Annotated in this window: 14 protein-coding genes; 7 read left to right on the top strand and 7 right to left on the bottom strand. The window is 71.3% G+C overall.

The window, feature by feature from the left end; genetic code table 11:
- Positions 1–2: 2 nt before the first annotated feature.
- Positions 3–740, bottom strand: coding sequence for an ABC transporter permease (locus DTB53_RS29620; RefSeq protein ID WP_003968274.1), 738 nt, complete (start codon positions 738–740; stop codon positions 3–5).
- 150 nt (positions 741–890) lie between these two features.
- On the opposite strand from DTB53_RS29620, the gene DTB53_RS29615 reads away from it, so the two are divergent.
- Entirely contained in the window at positions 891–2,063 is a 1,173-nt protein-coding gene (locus DTB53_RS29615) for an ABC transporter ATP-binding protein (protein ID WP_012380356.1), read from the top strand.
- A 77-nt stretch (positions 2,064–2,140) separates the two neighbouring features.
- Here the strand turns inward: DTB53_RS29615 and DTB53_RS29610 are convergent, their stop codons facing one another.
- A complete protein-coding gene (locus DTB53_RS29610) occupies positions 2,141–3,262 on the bottom strand; it encodes an alpha/beta hydrolase (protein WP_012380355.1) in 1,122 nt (373 codons plus the stop codon).
- Between the two features lie 158 nt (positions 3,263–3,420).
- On the opposite strand from DTB53_RS29610, the gene DTB53_RS29605 reads away from it, so the two are divergent.
- The 6 genes from DTB53_RS29605 to DTB53_RS29580 all read left to right on the top strand — a co-directional run bounded on the left by DTB53_RS29605 (position 3,421) and on the right by DTB53_RS29580 (position 8,363).
- Positions 3,421–5,250 (top strand): phosphatidylglycerol lysyltransferase domain-containing protein, encoded by a 1,830-nt coding sequence (locus tag DTB53_RS29605; RefSeq protein WP_012380354.1) that lies wholly within the window; start codon positions 3,421–3,423, stop codon positions 5,248–5,250.
- Between the two features lie 61 nt (positions 5,251–5,311).
- The gene (gene folP, locus DTB53_RS29600) at positions 5,312–6,172 is read left to right on the top strand and encodes a dihydropteroate synthase (RefSeq protein ID WP_012380353.1); all 861 of its coding nucleotides are present in this window, start codon (positions 5,312–5,314) and stop codon (positions 6,170–6,172) included.
- Positions 6,169–6,642: a nuclear transport factor 2 family protein gene (locus DTB53_RS29595; protein WP_012380352.1), complete on the top strand. Its 474-nt coding sequence runs from the start codon at positions 6,169–6,171 to the stop codon at positions 6,640–6,642. Before folP ends, DTB53_RS29595 begins: the two co-directional genes overlap by 4 nt.
- Positions 6,643–6,832: 190 nt before the next feature.
- The gene (folB, locus tag DTB53_RS29590; protein ID WP_003968268.1) at positions 6,833–7,192 is read left to right on the top strand and encodes a dihydroneopterin aldolase; all 360 of its coding nucleotides are present in this window, start codon (positions 6,833–6,835) and stop codon (positions 7,190–7,192) included.
- Complete coding sequence (folK, locus tag DTB53_RS29585) at positions 7,189–7,800, top strand: 2-amino-4-hydroxy-6-hydroxymethyldihydropteridine diphosphokinase (protein ID WP_003968267.1); 612 nt, start codon at positions 7,189–7,191, stop codon at positions 7,798–7,800. Before folB ends, folK begins: the two co-directional genes overlap by 4 nt.
- 74 nt (positions 7,801–7,874) lie before the next feature.
- On the top strand, positions 7,875–8,363 hold the full coding sequence (locus DTB53_RS29580) for a DUF3180 domain-containing protein (protein WP_003968266.1): 489 nt from the start codon (positions 7,875–7,877) through the stop codon (positions 8,361–8,363).
- Positions 8,364–8,400: 37 nt separating this feature from the next.
- Here DTB53_RS29580 and folE read toward each other — a convergent pair whose 3' ends face one another.
- The 5 genes from folE to DTB53_RS29555 form a co-directional block, all read right to left on the bottom strand.
- Positions 8,401–9,006 carry a GTP cyclohydrolase I FolE gene (gene folE, locus DTB53_RS29575; RefSeq protein WP_003968265.1) on the bottom strand — a complete coding sequence of 202 codons (606 nt, stop codon included), beginning with the start codon at positions 9,004–9,006 and terminating at the stop codon, positions 8,401–8,403.
- 157 nt (positions 9,007–9,163) lie between these two features.
- Positions 9,164–11,230 carry an ATP-dependent zinc metalloprotease FtsH gene (gene ftsH / locus DTB53_RS29570; protein ID WP_003968264.1) on the bottom strand — a complete coding sequence of 689 codons (2,067 nt, stop codon included), beginning with the start codon at positions 11,228–11,230 and terminating at the stop codon, positions 9,164–9,166.
- Between the two features lie 182 nt (positions 11,231–11,412).
- Positions 11,413–11,952, bottom strand: coding sequence for a hypoxanthine phosphoribosyltransferase (gene hpt / locus DTB53_RS29565; protein WP_003968263.1), 540 nt, complete (start codon positions 11,950–11,952; stop codon positions 11,413–11,415).
- A gap of 98 nt (positions 11,953–12,050) precedes the next feature.
- The gene (gene tilS / locus DTB53_RS29560) at positions 12,051–13,163 is read right to left on the bottom strand and encodes a tRNA lysidine(34) synthetase TilS (protein ID WP_003968261.1); all 1,113 of its coding nucleotides are present in this window, start codon (positions 13,161–13,163) and stop codon (positions 12,051–12,053) included.
- Positions 13,164–13,360: 197 nt separating this feature from the next.
- On the bottom strand, positions 13,361–13,921 hold a 561-nt coding region (locus DTB53_RS29555; RefSeq protein ID WP_172595307.1), incomplete at its 5' end, for a zinc-dependent metalloprotease.

Raw genomic sequence — 13,921 nt, 5'->3', positions numbered from 1 at the left:
GGTCAGCCCGCCTTCACTGTCGCCGGGGCGGGCGGTCCCGCGTCCGTCTTCGCCGGGGCGGCCCCGACCGCTCCGGATATCCGGGTCCAGGGCGTCAGCAGCCGCTGGAGGCCGAGCAGCAGCAGGTCCGCCGCCACCGCGAGCAGCACGCACAGGACCGCGGCGGTGAGCACCTGGGCCTTGAAGAAGCTGGGCAGCGCGTCCTCGATGAGATTGCCGAGGCCCCCCTTGCCGACGAGCGAGCCGACCGTGGTCAGCGCGACCGTCGACACGGTGGCCATCCGCAGCCCCGCCATCACCGCGGGCAGTGCCAGCGGGAGCTCCACCTCCCACAGCAGCCGCCCCGGCCCGTACCCCATGCCGCGGGCGGCGTCCCTGGCCTCCTCGGGCACCGCTTCGAGCCCGGCCAGGATGTTGCGCACGAGGATGGTCAGCGAATAGAGCACGAGCCCCGTGACCACGAGCGCGGCCGACAGTCCGAACAGGGGCAGCAGCAGCGAGAACATCGCCAGCGAGGGCACCGTGTAGAGCACGGTCGTCAGCCCGAGCACCGGCCCGGCGAAGCGCCGGCCCCGGCGTGCCAGCAGCGCCAGCGGAAAGGCCACCGCGAGCCCGATCAGCACCGAGACCACCGTGATCCCGATGTGCTGCACGGTCGCGTCGGTCAGCTCCTGGCCGCGGGAGCGCAGATACTCCCCGCAGATCCAGTCGTTCGTCACCAGGCAGTTCTGCTCGGCCATCCGCCCCCACCTCCTGCTTTCCCCGTCTGCCCGGATCGCCCGGGATCGAACTGATGACTGGCGAGCCTATCCTCGACCACTGACCATCGCGGAGGGCTGTCGCATTCCGGCAACATGGCCTTCACGATTCGCCCTCCACAATGGGGAACCATGATCCGTTTCGAGCACGTCACCAAGCGGTACGCCGACGGCACCACCGCCGTCGACGACCTTTCCTTCGAGGTCGCCGAGGGTGAACTGGTCACGCTCGTCGGACCTTCCGGATGCGGCAAGACGACCACCATGAAGATGGTGAACCGGCTGATCGAACCGACCGAGGGCGTGATATTCCTCGACGGGGACGACATATCCACCATCGACCCCGTCCAACTGCGCCGTCGCATCGGCTATGTGATCCAGCAGGTCGGCCTCTTCCCGCACAGGACGGTGCTGGAGAACACCGCGACCGTTCCCCATCTGCTGGGCTGGAAGCGCGGAAAGGGACGCGAACGCGCCGCCGAACTCCTCGACCTCGTCGGACTCGATCCGTCCGTTTATGGCGACCGCTATCCGGAACAGCTTTCCGGCGGCCAGCGCCAACGCGTCGGCGTGGCCCGCGCATTGGCCGCCGATCCGCCCGTCCTCCTGATGGACGAGCCTTTCGGGGCGGTGGACCCGGTCGTCCGCGAACGCCTCCAGAACGAATTCCTGAAACTCCAGGCCCAGGTCCGCAAGACCGTGTTGTTCGTCACGCACGACATCGAGGAGGCCGTCCGCCTCGGCGACCGGATCGCCGTCTACGGGCAGGGCCGCATCGAGCAGTTCGACTCCCCGGCCACCGTGCTCGGCGCCCCCGCGACCCCGTACGTGGCCGACTTCGTCGGCGCGGACCGCGGGCTCAAGCGGCTCTCGGTGACGCCCATCGAGATGAGCGACCTCGACCAGCCGCCGGTCGTCCACCTGGACGACCCGCTGGCCGCGGCCACCGAGCGGCTCAGGTCCGAGGGCGCGCGCTGGGCGGTCGTCCTGGACGGCCGGGACAACCTCCACGGCTGGATCCCCGCCGACGCGGCCACCACCACCACCGCGAAGGGCACCGTCCGTGAGCACGCCCGCCGGATGGAGGCCTGGCTCCCGCTCGGCGCGCCCCTCAAGCAGGCGTTCGCCACCATGCTCCAGCACGACGCGGGCTGGATCGCGGTCATCGACGAGGAGAGCGAGGGCCGCTTCCTCGGGGTGCTGACGCCCTCCCGGCTGCACGAGGCCCTGCGCCGCTCGATCGACGCCGACGCCCAGGACGTACCGCGCGCGGAGGTGGCGGTGGAGACGGTGGCGACCGCGTAGGACGGACCGGACCGGGCCGGGCCGGACCGTCCGGTTCGCGGGGGCCGGGCCGTCCGGTTCGCGGGGACCGGCCCGCCTCAGTCCTCGCCGAGCCGGGCGCTCAGCCACTCCAGGGCCGGCGGGATCTCCCGCCGCCAGGTCGTGAAGTTGTGCCCACCGCTGTCGAGCACGATGGAGGACACCCTCGCGGGGGCCTTCACCTTCCCGATGAACTCCATCGTGCTCCCGAGGTTGTCCTCGCCCCGCCGGGAGGTCGTCACCAGGAACGAACCGCCGGACGGCGGCCGGTTCTCCAGGGTCCACAGCAGGTCGGCCCGGTCGCGCAGCTCCCCGTTCCCGTGGAACAGGTCGCCCGTCGTCGGGTCCTCGGCCGCCTTGTAGTACGCCGAGAGCCCGACGCTCGCCGCGTACCGGTCCGGGTGGTGCAGCCCGATCTTCAGCGCGCAGTAGCCACCGGTCGAGTTGCCGATGATGCCCCAGTCGCGGGCCCTCTCCCCGACCCGGTAGGACTGCCCGATCGCCTCGGGAAGGTCCTTCGCGAAGAACGTCTCCGTCTGCGGGCCGCCCGGCACGTCCACGCACTCGGTGTCCCGGGGCGGCGCGACCGTCGGCCGCAGCATCACCAGGATCATCGGCCGGGCCTTCCCCGCCTTCACCCGCTCATGCGCCGTCTGCGGGTAGCGCAGCCCCTTCAGCAGGTTCTCCGCCGTGCCCGGGTAACCGGTCAGAACCACGGCCGCCGGAAACGTCCGCCCGGCGTACGCCCCCTGGAAGTACTCCGGCGGCAGATAGACGTACGCCGGGGACTCGATGCCCGAGGTGCGCCCGGAGACCACCACCTTGTCGATCCGCCCGCCCACCGAGGGGACCCGGCCGCCCGGCACGTCCGGGTGCTGGGTGCCGATCCGCGTCATGTGCCGCGACGCCGACCCGTTCCCCGCGTGCTCGGTGACCACACCGAGGTCCTGCTGCCGGCCGAAGAGGTCGGCCCAGGAACCGTAGAAGAGGAAGGCGTTGTTGGCGGCCAGCCCCACCGCGGCGAACAGCGTCAACTGGGTCGCCAGCAGCAGCCCGACCCGGCCCGACACCGCGGCGGCCCCGGGCCGGGCCAGCCGCGGCCAGAGCCCGACCGTGGCGGCGAACAGCGCGACGGCGACCGCCGCCACGACCGCCAGAACGGCGGAGCTGGTGAGACCCATGAGCGTGCTTTCTCCGTGCTTCCTTACGCGGACCGGATACGGGAAATTTCCGGAATGTGGGTGAACCCGCGCTCCCCGACCCACGTCCTAGAGGGCGCACACCGTCCGCGGGGCTCCCCGCCGGGCTCAAGGAATCTCTCGCGAAGCCACGGGAAACGATGTCTGTCACGCTAGATGGGGATAATTCGGTGTCGGTTCCGCAGCGCGTACGCCGGTTGCTCCGCGGGCCGCGCCCCGAGTCCGTACCCGCGCTCGTCGGCACCGCCTGCACCGTCGTCGGCCTGATCGACGTCGCCGCCGGGGTGTTCCCCCGCTTCCGGCACAGCCGGATGCACACCCTCGCCGAGGTGCTCCCCGGAGCGCTCGGCCCGTTCGCCGCCGCGCTCTCGCTCAGCGCGGGCATGCTGCTGCTCCTGCTCGCCCACGGGCTGAAGCGGCACAAGCGGCGGGCCTGGCGCGCGGCGGTGATCCTGCTGCCCGCGGGGGCCGCGGCCCAGTTCGCGTACCGCCACTCGATCGTCGGGGTGATCGTCTCCCTGACCCTCTGCTGGCTGCTGGTGCGCCACCGGGACCAGTTCCGGGCGCTCCCCGACCCCCGCAGCCGCTGGCGCGCGCTCGCCAACTTCGTCCTGCTCGGGGCCGGTTCGCTGGGACTCGGGCTGATCATCGTGAGCGTGCACCCCGGCCGGGTCATCGGCGACCCGTCCATCGCCGACCGCCTCCAGCACGTGCTGTACGGCCTGTTCGGCGTCGAGGGGCCCATCGACTACGCCGGGCGTACCGGTTGGACCGTGGCCTACTCGCTGGGCGCGCTCGGCCTGCTCACCGCCGTCACCACCATCTACCTGGCCTTCCGCCCCGAACACCCCGCCGCCCGCCTCACCGAGGACGACGAGAGCCGGCTGCGGGCCCTCCTGGAGCGGCACGGCGGCCGGGACTCGCTCGGCCACTTCGCGCTCCGCCGCGACAAGGGCGTCGTCTTCTCCCCCAGCGGCAAGGCAGCCGTCTGCTACCGGGTCGTCTCCGGGGTGATGCTGGCCGGCGGCGACCCCATCGGCGACGTGGAGGCCTGGCCGGGCGCGATCGAACGCTTCATGGACGAGGCGCGGGCCCACTCCTGGACCCCCGCCGTGATGGGGTGCAGCGAGACCGGCGGCCAGGTCTGGACCCGCGAGACCGGACTCACCGCCCTGGAACTCGGCGACGAGGCGGTGGTGGACGTGGCGGATTTCTCCCTCTCCGGACGGGCCATGCGGAACGTGCGCCAGATGGTCAAGCGCATCGAACGGAACGGCTACGAGACCCGGGTCCGGCGGGCACGTGACATCGGCGACACCGAACTGGACCGGATCCGCCGCGCCGCCGCCGACTGGCGCGGCACCGACACCGAACGCGGCTTCTCCATGGCGCTGGGCCGGATCGGCGACCCGGCCGACGGCGACTGCGTCATCGCCACGGCCCACCTGACCGGCTCCGGCACGGACGACTCCCCGCACGGCGACCTGAAGGCCGTCCTCCACTTCGTCCCCTGGGGCCGCGACGGCATGTCCCTGGAGCTGATGCGCCGCGACCGGTCCGCCGACCCCGGCATGAACGAGCTCCTGATCGTCGCCTCCCTCCAGGCCGCCGGGAAGCTCGGCGTCGAGCGGGTCTCGCTGAACTTCGCGATGTTCCGGTCGGCGCTGGCCCGCGGCGAGCGGCTCGGCGCGGGACCGGTGCTGCGCTGCTGGCGGGGACTGCTGATCTTCCTCTCCCGCTGGTTCCAGATCGAGTCGCTGTACAAGTTCAACGCCAAGTTCAAGCCCCGCTGGGAGCCCCGCTTCGTGGTCTTCCGCACCAGTCGCGACCTGCCCCGCATCGGGATCGCGGCGATGCGGGCGGAGGGCTTCGTGAACCTCTCGCTGCCCCGCCCGTTCCGCCCCCGCCGCCCGCTCCCGTGCGGACACGCCCTCCACCGGTCCCAGGAGCACGGGGCGAGCGCGGCGTGACGGCGGCCTACGGGACGTGACGGCGTCGGACGCGGTGTACGACAGGTCCTAGTCTGGTCGTATGAGTACGACACGCACGCGGGGCACGGTCCGAGGACTGCCGGAGTGGGACCGCTGCGCGGTCATGGGCGTCGTCAACGTCACGCCCGACTCCTTCTCCGACGGCGGCCGGTGGTTCGACACCACGACCGCGGTCAAACACGGCCTGCACCTGGTGGCCGAGGGAGCGGACCTGGTGGACGTGGGCGGCGAGTCGACCCGCCCCGGCGCGAGCCGGGTGGACGAGGCCGAGGAGCTGCGCCGGGTCGTCCCGGTCGTGCGGGGGCTGGCGTCCGAGGGCGTCACCGTCTCCGTGGACACCATGCGCGCCCGCGTCGCCGAGCAGGCCGTCGCCGCCGGGGCCGTCCTGGTCAACGACGTCAGCGGCGGCCTCGCCGACCCGGACATGATCCCGGCCGTCGCCGCCGCCGAGGTCCCGTTCGTCGTGATGCACTGGCGCGGCTTCAGCGAGTCGATGAACAGCCGCGCGGTGTACGGGGACGTGGTCGCCGAGGTCCTCGACGAGCTGCGGCAGCGGATGGACGCGGTGGTCGCGGGCGGCGTCGCCCCCGAGCGCATCGTCATCGACCCCGGCCTCGGCTTCGCCAAGGACGCCGCCCACGACCTGTCGCTCGTCGCGCACCTGGCCGGGCTGCACACGCTGGGCCGCCCGCTGCTGGTGGCCGCCTCCCGCAAGCGTTTCCTCGGGCACGTGCTGGCCGGGCCGGGCTCGGCCCCGCCGCCCGCCCGCGAACGCGACGCGGCGACCGCCGCCGTCTCCGCGCTGTCCGCGTCGGCCGGGGCCTGGGCCGTCCGGGTCCACGAGGTACGGGCCACCGCCGACGCCGTCCGCGTCGCCCGCGCGGTCGAGGGAGCCGCGTGAACGAGGAACACGCACGGGCCGCCGCCGACATCGCGGAGGTCGAGGCGGCCAACACCGCCTTCTACGAGGCGCTGGAACGCGGCGACCACGACGAGCTCTCCGGCCGGTGGCTGCCGGGCGAGGACCTCACCGTCTCCTGCGTCCACCCCGGCTGGCCGGTCCTCACGGGCCGGGGCGACGTACTGCGCAGCTACGCCCTGATCATGGCGAACACCGAGTACATCCAGTTCTTCCTCACCGACGTCAACATCTCGATGACCGAGGACACCGCCCTGGTCACCTGCACCGAGAACATCCTCAGCGGCGGCCCCGCCGAGGAGGGCGACGCGCTGGGCCCGCTGGTGGGCCAGCTGGTCGTCGCCACGAACGTGTTCCGGCGCACCGCCGACGGCTGGAAACTCTGGTCCCACCACGGGTCACCCGTCCTGACCGAATCCGACGAGGAGGACGACGGGGAAACACCCTCCTGAGTGGGTACGGAGCCCCCAGGGGTTGGAACCGATGACCACCGGGTATGGGCGGCTACCAGCCCGGTGAGGCGCTGTCCATGGCCCCCACGGGCGAGCACCGTCGGTGCTCGCAGGTAGATTCGAAAGAAGGCACCTCGCCGCCCGCACGCGGCCGGGTGCCTCTCGACCAACGACAGCAGGAGTGATTCGCGTGGATCGTGTCGCGCTGCGCGGCCTCAAGGCCCGTGGGCACCACGGCGTCTTCCCCCGGGAACGGGAAGAGGGCCAGACCTTCATCGTCGACCTGGTGCTCGGCCTCGACACCCGCCCCGCGGCAGCCACCGACGACCTGGCCCGCACCGTGCACTACGGCGTGGTGGCCGAGGAGGTCGTCGACGTGGTGACCGGCGAACCCGTCGATCTGATCGAGACGCTCGCCGAACGCATCGCCCAGCAGTGCCTGAAGCACGAAGGCGTCCAGGAGGTCGAGGTCGTGGTGCACAAGCCGGACGCACCGATCACCGTCCCCTTCGACGACGTGACCATCACCATCACCCGGAGCCGAGCATGACTGCATTTTCCACCGCAGGGCAGAGCGACCCGACCGTACAGCCGGTTCCGACCGCCGTCGTCCGGCAGGTGGACGCGGCCGACGTCACGCTCTCCAACCCCAAGATGGCCGTGATCTCCCTCGGCTCCAACCTGGGCAACCGGCTGGAGACCCTCCAGGGGGCCGTCGACGCCCTGGAGGACACCCCGGGCCTCCGGGTCAAGGCCGTCTCCCCGGTGTACGAGACGGAGCCCTGGGGCGTCGAGGCGGACTCCCAGCCCTCGTACTTCAACGCCGTCATCCTCGTGAAGACGACCCTGCCCCCCGCCTCCCTGCTGGAGCGCGGCCAGGCCGTCGAGGAGGCCTTCGACCGGGTCCGCGAGGAGCGCTGGGGCCCGCGCACCATCGACGTCGACATCGTGGCGTACGCCGACGTCCTCTCCGACGACCCGGTGCTCACGCTCCCCCACCCGCGCGCCAAGGAGCGGGCCTTCGTCCTCGCCCCCTGGCACGACATCGACCCCGAGGCCCAACTGCCCGGCGCCGGCCCGGTGGCCCAGCTCCTCGCCGAGGTCGGCCGCGACGGCGTCCTGCCCCGCGCCGACCTGGAACTGCGCCTGCCGGAGTAATCGTTAGGCTCGACGGACGGTGGTCCGGCGCACGGCCGGACCGGGCACACGCGGCGCGAAGGGCGGCTCACTCGGTGAAGCAACTACGGCTCGGGGTACTGGCGGGCCTCTTCGCCGCCGCCGGCGTCCTCTCCTGGGGCGGGGCCCGCCTCTGGGACTCCGTCGGCACCCTGCCGAGCGTCCCGCTGGCCGCGTCGATCGTGCTCGCCGTGATCGCGGCGATCCTCCTCGCTACCGCGCTCTCCACCCGCACCCGCCTCCGCGCCCAGCGCGAGCGCCGCCCCGGCGCCAAGGGGGTCGAGCCCCTGTTCGCGGCCCGCGCGCTCGTCTTCGGCCAGGCGAGCGCGCTGGTCGCCGCCCTCGTCGCCGGCATGTACGGCGGCACGGGCGTCTTCCTTCTGAGCTACCTCGACATCCCGCCCCGCCGCGACCAGGCCATCTACGCGGGCGCGGCGGTGGTGGCCGGCATCGCGGTCGTCGCCGCCGCACTCTTCCTGGAACGCGTCTGCCGCCTCCCGGAGGACGGCAACGACCACGACGGCACGGGGGCGGCTGCGGCGTAGGGCGGTCGCCACGGGCGTACCGCGTGTTCCAGAGGTGTCAGCGCGCCATGATGAGGCTCATCGCCTCGGCGCGGGTCGCGGGGTCGCGGAGCTGGCCGCGGACCGCAGAGGTGAGCGTCTTCGCCCCGGGCTTGCGGATGCCTCGCATGGACATGCACATGTGCTCGCACTCGACGACGACGATGACGCCGCGCGGCTCCAGGATCGACATGAGCGACTCGGCGATCTGGGTGGTGAGCCGCTCCTGGACCTGGGGACGGCGGGCGTACACGTCGACCAGCCTGGCCAGCTTGGAGAGGCCGGTGATCTTCCCGGTGGTGGCCGGGATGTAGCCGACGTGCGCGACGCCCCTGAACGGCACCAGGTGGTGTTCACATGTCGAGAACACCTCGATGTCCTTGACCAGCACCATCTCGTCGTGGCCCAGGTCGAACGTGGTCGTCAGAACGTCCTCGGGCTCCTGGTAGAGGCCCGCGAATATCTCCTTGTACGCCCGCGCCACCCGCCCCGGCGTCTCCCGCAGGCCCTCGCGGTCCGGGTCCTCTCCGACGGCGATCAGCAGTTCGCGTACGGCCGCCTCGGCCCGCTTCTCGTCGAATGCGCCGATCGAACCCTGGCCGTCCAGCGTCACCGGGTCGGTCATCTGTGCCTCGTTCCTCTGTGCCGTGCGCGGGTTCGCGATCGGACATCGCGGGCATACGGAAAAGCCGCGCCCCCACAGGCTAGAACCTGGGGGGCGCGGCGTGCATTCCGGAACCGGTGCGGTGGCCCGTGACGGGCGTCTCACCGGACCGGAGCGCTCACTGACCGTTGCTGTCGGGACGCTCCTCGGGGATCGCCTCGGTGGACGGGGCGATGTCCTTCGTCAGGTCCGTCGGGGCGATCTCCGGCGGGGTGGCCGAACCGTTGGCGACCGACGCGCCGTTGGTGAGGGCCAGCTCCTTGGGAGAGAGCACCGGGGGCCGCGTCGACGGGGTGCGCCGGGCGGATCCGGTCCATGCGGGCCGGGCGGGACGCCGGACGAGGGGGGCGAAGATCTCCGCGATCTCGTCCTTGCCCAGCGTCTCCTTCTCCAGCAGTTCGAGCACCAGGGCGTCGAGGATGTCGCGGTTCTCGACGAGGATCTCCCACGCGTCGTTGTGGGCGGTCTCGATGAGCTTCTTGACCTCCTCGTCGACCAGGGCCGCGACCTCTTCCGAGTAGTCGCGCTGGTGGCCCATCTCGCGGCCCAGGAAGGGCTCCGAGTTGTCGCCGCCGAACTTGATCGCGCCGAGACGCTCCGTCATGCCGTACTGCGTGACCATCGCGCGGGCCGTCGCCGTGGCTTTCTCGATGTCGTTCGCGGCGCCGGTCGTCGGGTCGTGGAAGACCAGCTCCTCGGCCGCGCGCCCGCCCAGCATGTACGCCAGCTGGTCGAGCATCTCGTTGCGGGTCGTGGAGTACTTGTCCTCCTCCGGGAGCACCATCGTGTAACCGAGGGCGCGGCCGCGGGAGAGGATCGTGATCTTGTGGACCGGGTCCGACTGGGGGGAGGCCGCCGCGACCAGGGCGTGTCCGCCCTCGTGGTACGCGGTGATCTTCTTTTCCTTCTCGGACATGATCCGGGTCCGCTTCTGCGGGCCCGCCACGACGCGGTCGATGGCCTCGTCGAGGCTCTCGTTGTCGATGAGCTTCTTGTCGCTGCGCGCCGTCAGGAGCGCGGCCTCGTTGAGCACGTTCGACAGGTCGGCGCCGGTGAAGCCGGGCGTGCGCCGGGCGACGGCGCCGAGGTCGACGCCCTCCGCGACAGGCTTGCCCTTCTGGTGCACCTTGAGGATCTCCAGGCGGCCCTGCATGTCCGGGCGGTCGACCGCGATCTGCCGGTCGAAGCGGCCCGGGCGCAGGAGCGCCGGGTCGAGGATGTCCGGGCGGTTCGTGGCGGCGATCAGGATGACGCCGCCCTTCACGTCGAACCCGTCCATCTCGACGAGCAGCTGGTTGAGCGTCTGCTCGCGCTCGTCGTGACCGCCGCCCATGCCGGCGCCGCGGTGGCGGCCGACGGCGTCGATCTCGTCGACGAAGACGATCGCCGGGGCGTTCGCCTTGGCCTGCTCGAAGAGGTCGCGCACCCGGGAGGCGCCGACGCCGACGAACATCTCGACGAAGTCGGACCCGGAGATCGAGTAGAACGGCACGCCCGCTTCGCCGGCGACGGCGCGCGCGAGCAGCGTCTTGCCCGTGCCGGGCGGTCCGTAGAGCAGGACGCCCTTGGGGATCTTGGCGCCGACGGCCTGGAACTTGGCCGGCTCCTGGAGGAACTCCTTGATCTCGTGGAGCTCCTCGACCGCCTCGTCGGACCCCGCCACATCGGCGAAGGTCGTCTTGGGGGTGTCCTTGGTGATCAGCTTGGCCTTGGACTTGCCGAACTGCATGACCTTGGAGCCGCCGCCCTGCATCTGGTTCATCAGAAACAGGAAGACGACCACGATGAGGACGAAGGGCAGCAGCGAGAGGAGGATCGAGACGAACGGGGACTGCTTCGACGGCGAGACGGTGTAACCCTTCTCGATGTCGCCGTTCTCGAACTTCTGCTGCAACGTGTCGGCGAGCTCGACGCCCTGGTTGCCGATGTAGCTCGCCTGGAACTTGCTGCCGGACTCGCCTTCGAGCTTCTGGCCCTTCTTCAGCTCGATCTTGAGGATTTGTTCGTCACCGGTGGTCAGCTTGGCCTGCTCCACCTGGTCCTTGCTGATCGCCTGGATCACCTTGGCGGTGTCCACCGTCTTGTGGCCGCCGGACGAGCCGACGACCTGCATCAACACGACCACGGCGAGGACGGCCAGCACGATCCACATGACGGGCCCACGGAAGTATCGCTTCACGTCCATCCATACGGAGCGAAGACGCCCCGTCCCTCCTGCCCGTAGGTAAATGCTGCTGTTTGAAAAGACTGTTCTTCGGACGGTACCCCAGCATCGTCACCCGCGACTGCCGGGTACGGCGGAGAAACCTGCTTTCGCAGCTTCAACGGCCCGACAGCGGTGAGGGTTCCCCGGCGGTTCGGCCGGGGTCAGCCGCCGTAGACGTGCGGGGCGAGCGTGCCGACGAAGGGCAGGTTGCGGTACTTCTCCGCGTAGTCCAGCCCGTAGCCGACGACGAACTCGTTGGGGATGTCGAAACCGATCCACTTCACATCGATCGCGACCTTTGCGGCATCCGGCTTGCGCAGCAGGGTGCAGACCTCCAGCGAGGCCGGCTCCCGGGAGCCCAGGTTGGACAGCAGCCAGGACAGCGTCAGACCGGAGTCGATGATGTCCTCGACAATCAGGACGTGCTTGCCCTTGATGTCGGTGTCGAGGTCCTTGAGGATCCGGACGACGCCGGACGACTGGGTGCCCGCCCCGTACGAGGAGACGGCCATCCAGTCCATCGTGACGGGGGTGGACAGCGCGCGCGCCAGGTCCGCCATGACCATCACCGCGCCCTTGAGGACGCCGACGATCAGCAGGTCCTTGCCCGCGTACTCCGCGTCGATCTTCGCGGCCAGCTCGACGAGCTTCGCGTCGATCTCTTCCTTGGTGAGGAGCACCGACTGAAGGTCGGTACCCATGTCCTTCTCGTTCACCCACGTCTCTTTCTCTGCCTGCCGGCCCGGGAAAGCGCCCCGGGCCGGGCCGGCTGTTCGCCTGCACTTCAGCCGCTCGCGCGTCAGCTCTGCCGAATGACCAGTCTGCCACCCTGCCGCATCGCCTCGACGCGGCCGGGCAGGTTGATGGCCCGCTGGCCGCGCCAGCCGGTGATCAGGCGGTCGACTTCTTCGAGGTGCCGGGCGAAGAGGGAGCCGGCGGGCGCCCCGGCCTCGATCAGCGCGCGGCGCAGCACCCGGCGGCGCACCGCGGGCGGCAGGACGTAGAGCTTGGCGCACTCCAGGCGGCCGGTCTCGTCGCGTACGGAGAGCTCGGCCTCGGCGGCCCAGGTGTCCAGGGCGTCGGCGTCGTCGCGGGAGAGCTGGGCGGTGCGGGCGAGGGCTTCGACGACGCCTTTGCCGAGCGCCTTCTCCAGGGCGGGCAGGCCTTCGTGGCGGAGCCGGGAGCGGGTGTAGGCGGGGTCGATGTTGTGCGGGTCGTCCCAGACGGGCAGGGACTGGACCAGGCAGGCCTTGCGGACGGCCTGCCGGTCGAGCTGGAGGAAGGGGCGGCGGTAGCGGCCGGCCGGCCCGGAGGCGGCGGCCATGCCGGAGAGCGAGCGGATGCCGGAGCCGCGGGCGAGGCCGAGGAGGACCGTCTCGGCCTGGTCGTCGCGGGTGTGGCCGAGCAGGACGGCGGCGGCGCCGTGGCGTTCGGCGGCGGCGTCCAGCGCGGCGTAGCGGGCGTCGCGGGCGGCGGCCTCGGGGCCGCCCTCGCGTCCGACGTGCACGGCGACGGCCTCGACGGGGTCGAGGTCCATGGCGGTGAGCCGGGTGACGACCTCGGCGGCGCGGAGGCCGGAGCCCGGCTGGAGGTTGTGGTCGACGGTGATGCCGCCCGCCCGGACGTCGAGCTTGCGGGCCTCGAACGCGAGGGCGGAGGCGAGTGCCATGGAGTCGGCGCCGCCGGAGCAGGCGACGAGGACGAGCGGGGTCCCGGGCCGGTCGGGGAGGGCGGTGCGGGGGGTTCCCGCGGTGCCGGCCTCGGCATAGCGGGAGCGGGCGGCGTGCGCGGGGCGCCTCGCCGCGTCGGCCGGCCGGCCGAGGTCGGCGTGCCGGTGGAATTCGGTGAGTACGTCGTGGAGTACGCGGCGGACCGCCAGGCGTATCGCCGCGACCGCAGGATGGGGACCCATGTCCGGTGCCCTTCGTGGAGTTCGGGAGGAGCGTCGAGCGCCGGAACGGGTGCGTCCCGTCACTCAGAGTGCGTCGATGGTGACAGAGGTGAGCTGTTCATCGAGCATTGCACGCCTTCCCATGCCTCCATGGTCCCTCGGATGGGTGATTGGAGGGCCAATATCGGTCCTCCGGGAGTATCCGGACGGTCCGGCGGTCAGGATTCGGCCTTACGGTGCACCCGCGCGACCCAGTCGGCGGGCTGGGCGATCTCGGCCTTGGTCGGGAGGGTGTTCGGTGAGGTCCAGACGCGGTTGAAGCCGTCCATGCCGACCTCTTCGACGACCGATCGTACGAACTTCTCGCCGTCCTTGTACTGCCGGAGTTTGGCGTCCAGGCCGAGGAGCCTGCGCAGGGCCTGGTCGAGGCGGCCGGCGCCCTGGGCGCGGCGCTGCTGGAACTTCTCGCGGATCTCGGAGACGGAGCCGACGACGTCGGGGCCGACGCCGTCCATCACGAAGTCCGCGTGCCCTTCGAGGAGGGACATGACGGCCGTGAGGCGGCCGAGGACTTCGCGCTGGGCGGGGGTCTGGACGATGTCGACGAGGCTCCGGCTGTCGCTCTCGCCCTGTTCGCCCTCGGGCCGTCCGGCGCCGGAGAGGGACTGGGCGGCCTCGCGGAGGCGTTCCAGGAAGGTCATGGGGTCGACGTCGGTCTCGTCGAGGAACGTCTGGATCTCGCCCTGGAGGTGGTCGCGGAGCCAGGGCACCGCGGTGAA

The organism is Streptomyces griseus, assembly GCF_900460065.1.
GTDB lineage: Bacteria > Actinomycetota > Actinomycetes > Streptomycetales > Streptomycetaceae > Streptomyces > Streptomyces griseus.
The sequence above is the reverse complement of the archived record's forward strand: the minus strand, read 5'-3'. Positions and strand labels throughout refer to the sequence as shown.

Bases quoted from the DNA above. Each gene is read 5' to 3' on its own strand.
- tilS (WP_003968261.1), bottom strand. From the start codon at position 13,163: ATGGGTCCCCATCCTGCGGTCGCGGCGATACGCCTGGCGGTCCGCCGC.
- folP (WP_012380353.1), top strand. From the start codon at position 5,312: ATGAGTACGACACGCACGCGGGGCACGGTCCGAGGACTGCCGGAGTGG.
- ftsH (WP_003968264.1), bottom strand. From the start codon at position 11,230: ATGGACGTGAAGCGATACTTCCGTGGGCCCGTCATGTGGATCGTGCTG.
- DTB53_RS29605 (WP_012380354.1), top strand. From the start codon at position 3,421: ATGTCTGTCACGCTAGATGGGGATAATTCGGTGTCGGTTCCGCAGCGC.
- DTB53_RS29620 (WP_003968274.1), bottom strand. From the start codon at position 740: ATGGCCGAGCAGAACTGCCTGGTGACGAACGACTGGATCTGCGGGGAG.
- hpt (WP_003968263.1), bottom strand. From the start codon at position 11,952: ATGGGTACCGACCTTCAGTCGGTGCTCCTCACCAAGGAAGAGATCGAC.
- DTB53_RS29610 (WP_012380355.1), bottom strand. From the start codon at position 3,262: ATGGGTCTCACCAGCTCCGCCGTTCTGGCGGTCGTGGCGGCGGTCGCC.
- folK (WP_003968267.1), top strand. From the start codon at position 7,189: ATGACTGCATTTTCCACCGCAGGGCAGAGCGACCCGACCGTACAGCCG.
- folE (WP_003968265.1), bottom strand. From the start codon at position 9,006: ATGACCGACCCGGTGACGCTGGACGGCCAGGGTTCGATCGGCGCATTC.
- DTB53_RS29615 (WP_012380356.1), top strand. From the start codon at position 891: ATGATCCGTTTCGAGCACGTCACCAAGCGGTACGCCGACGGCACCACC.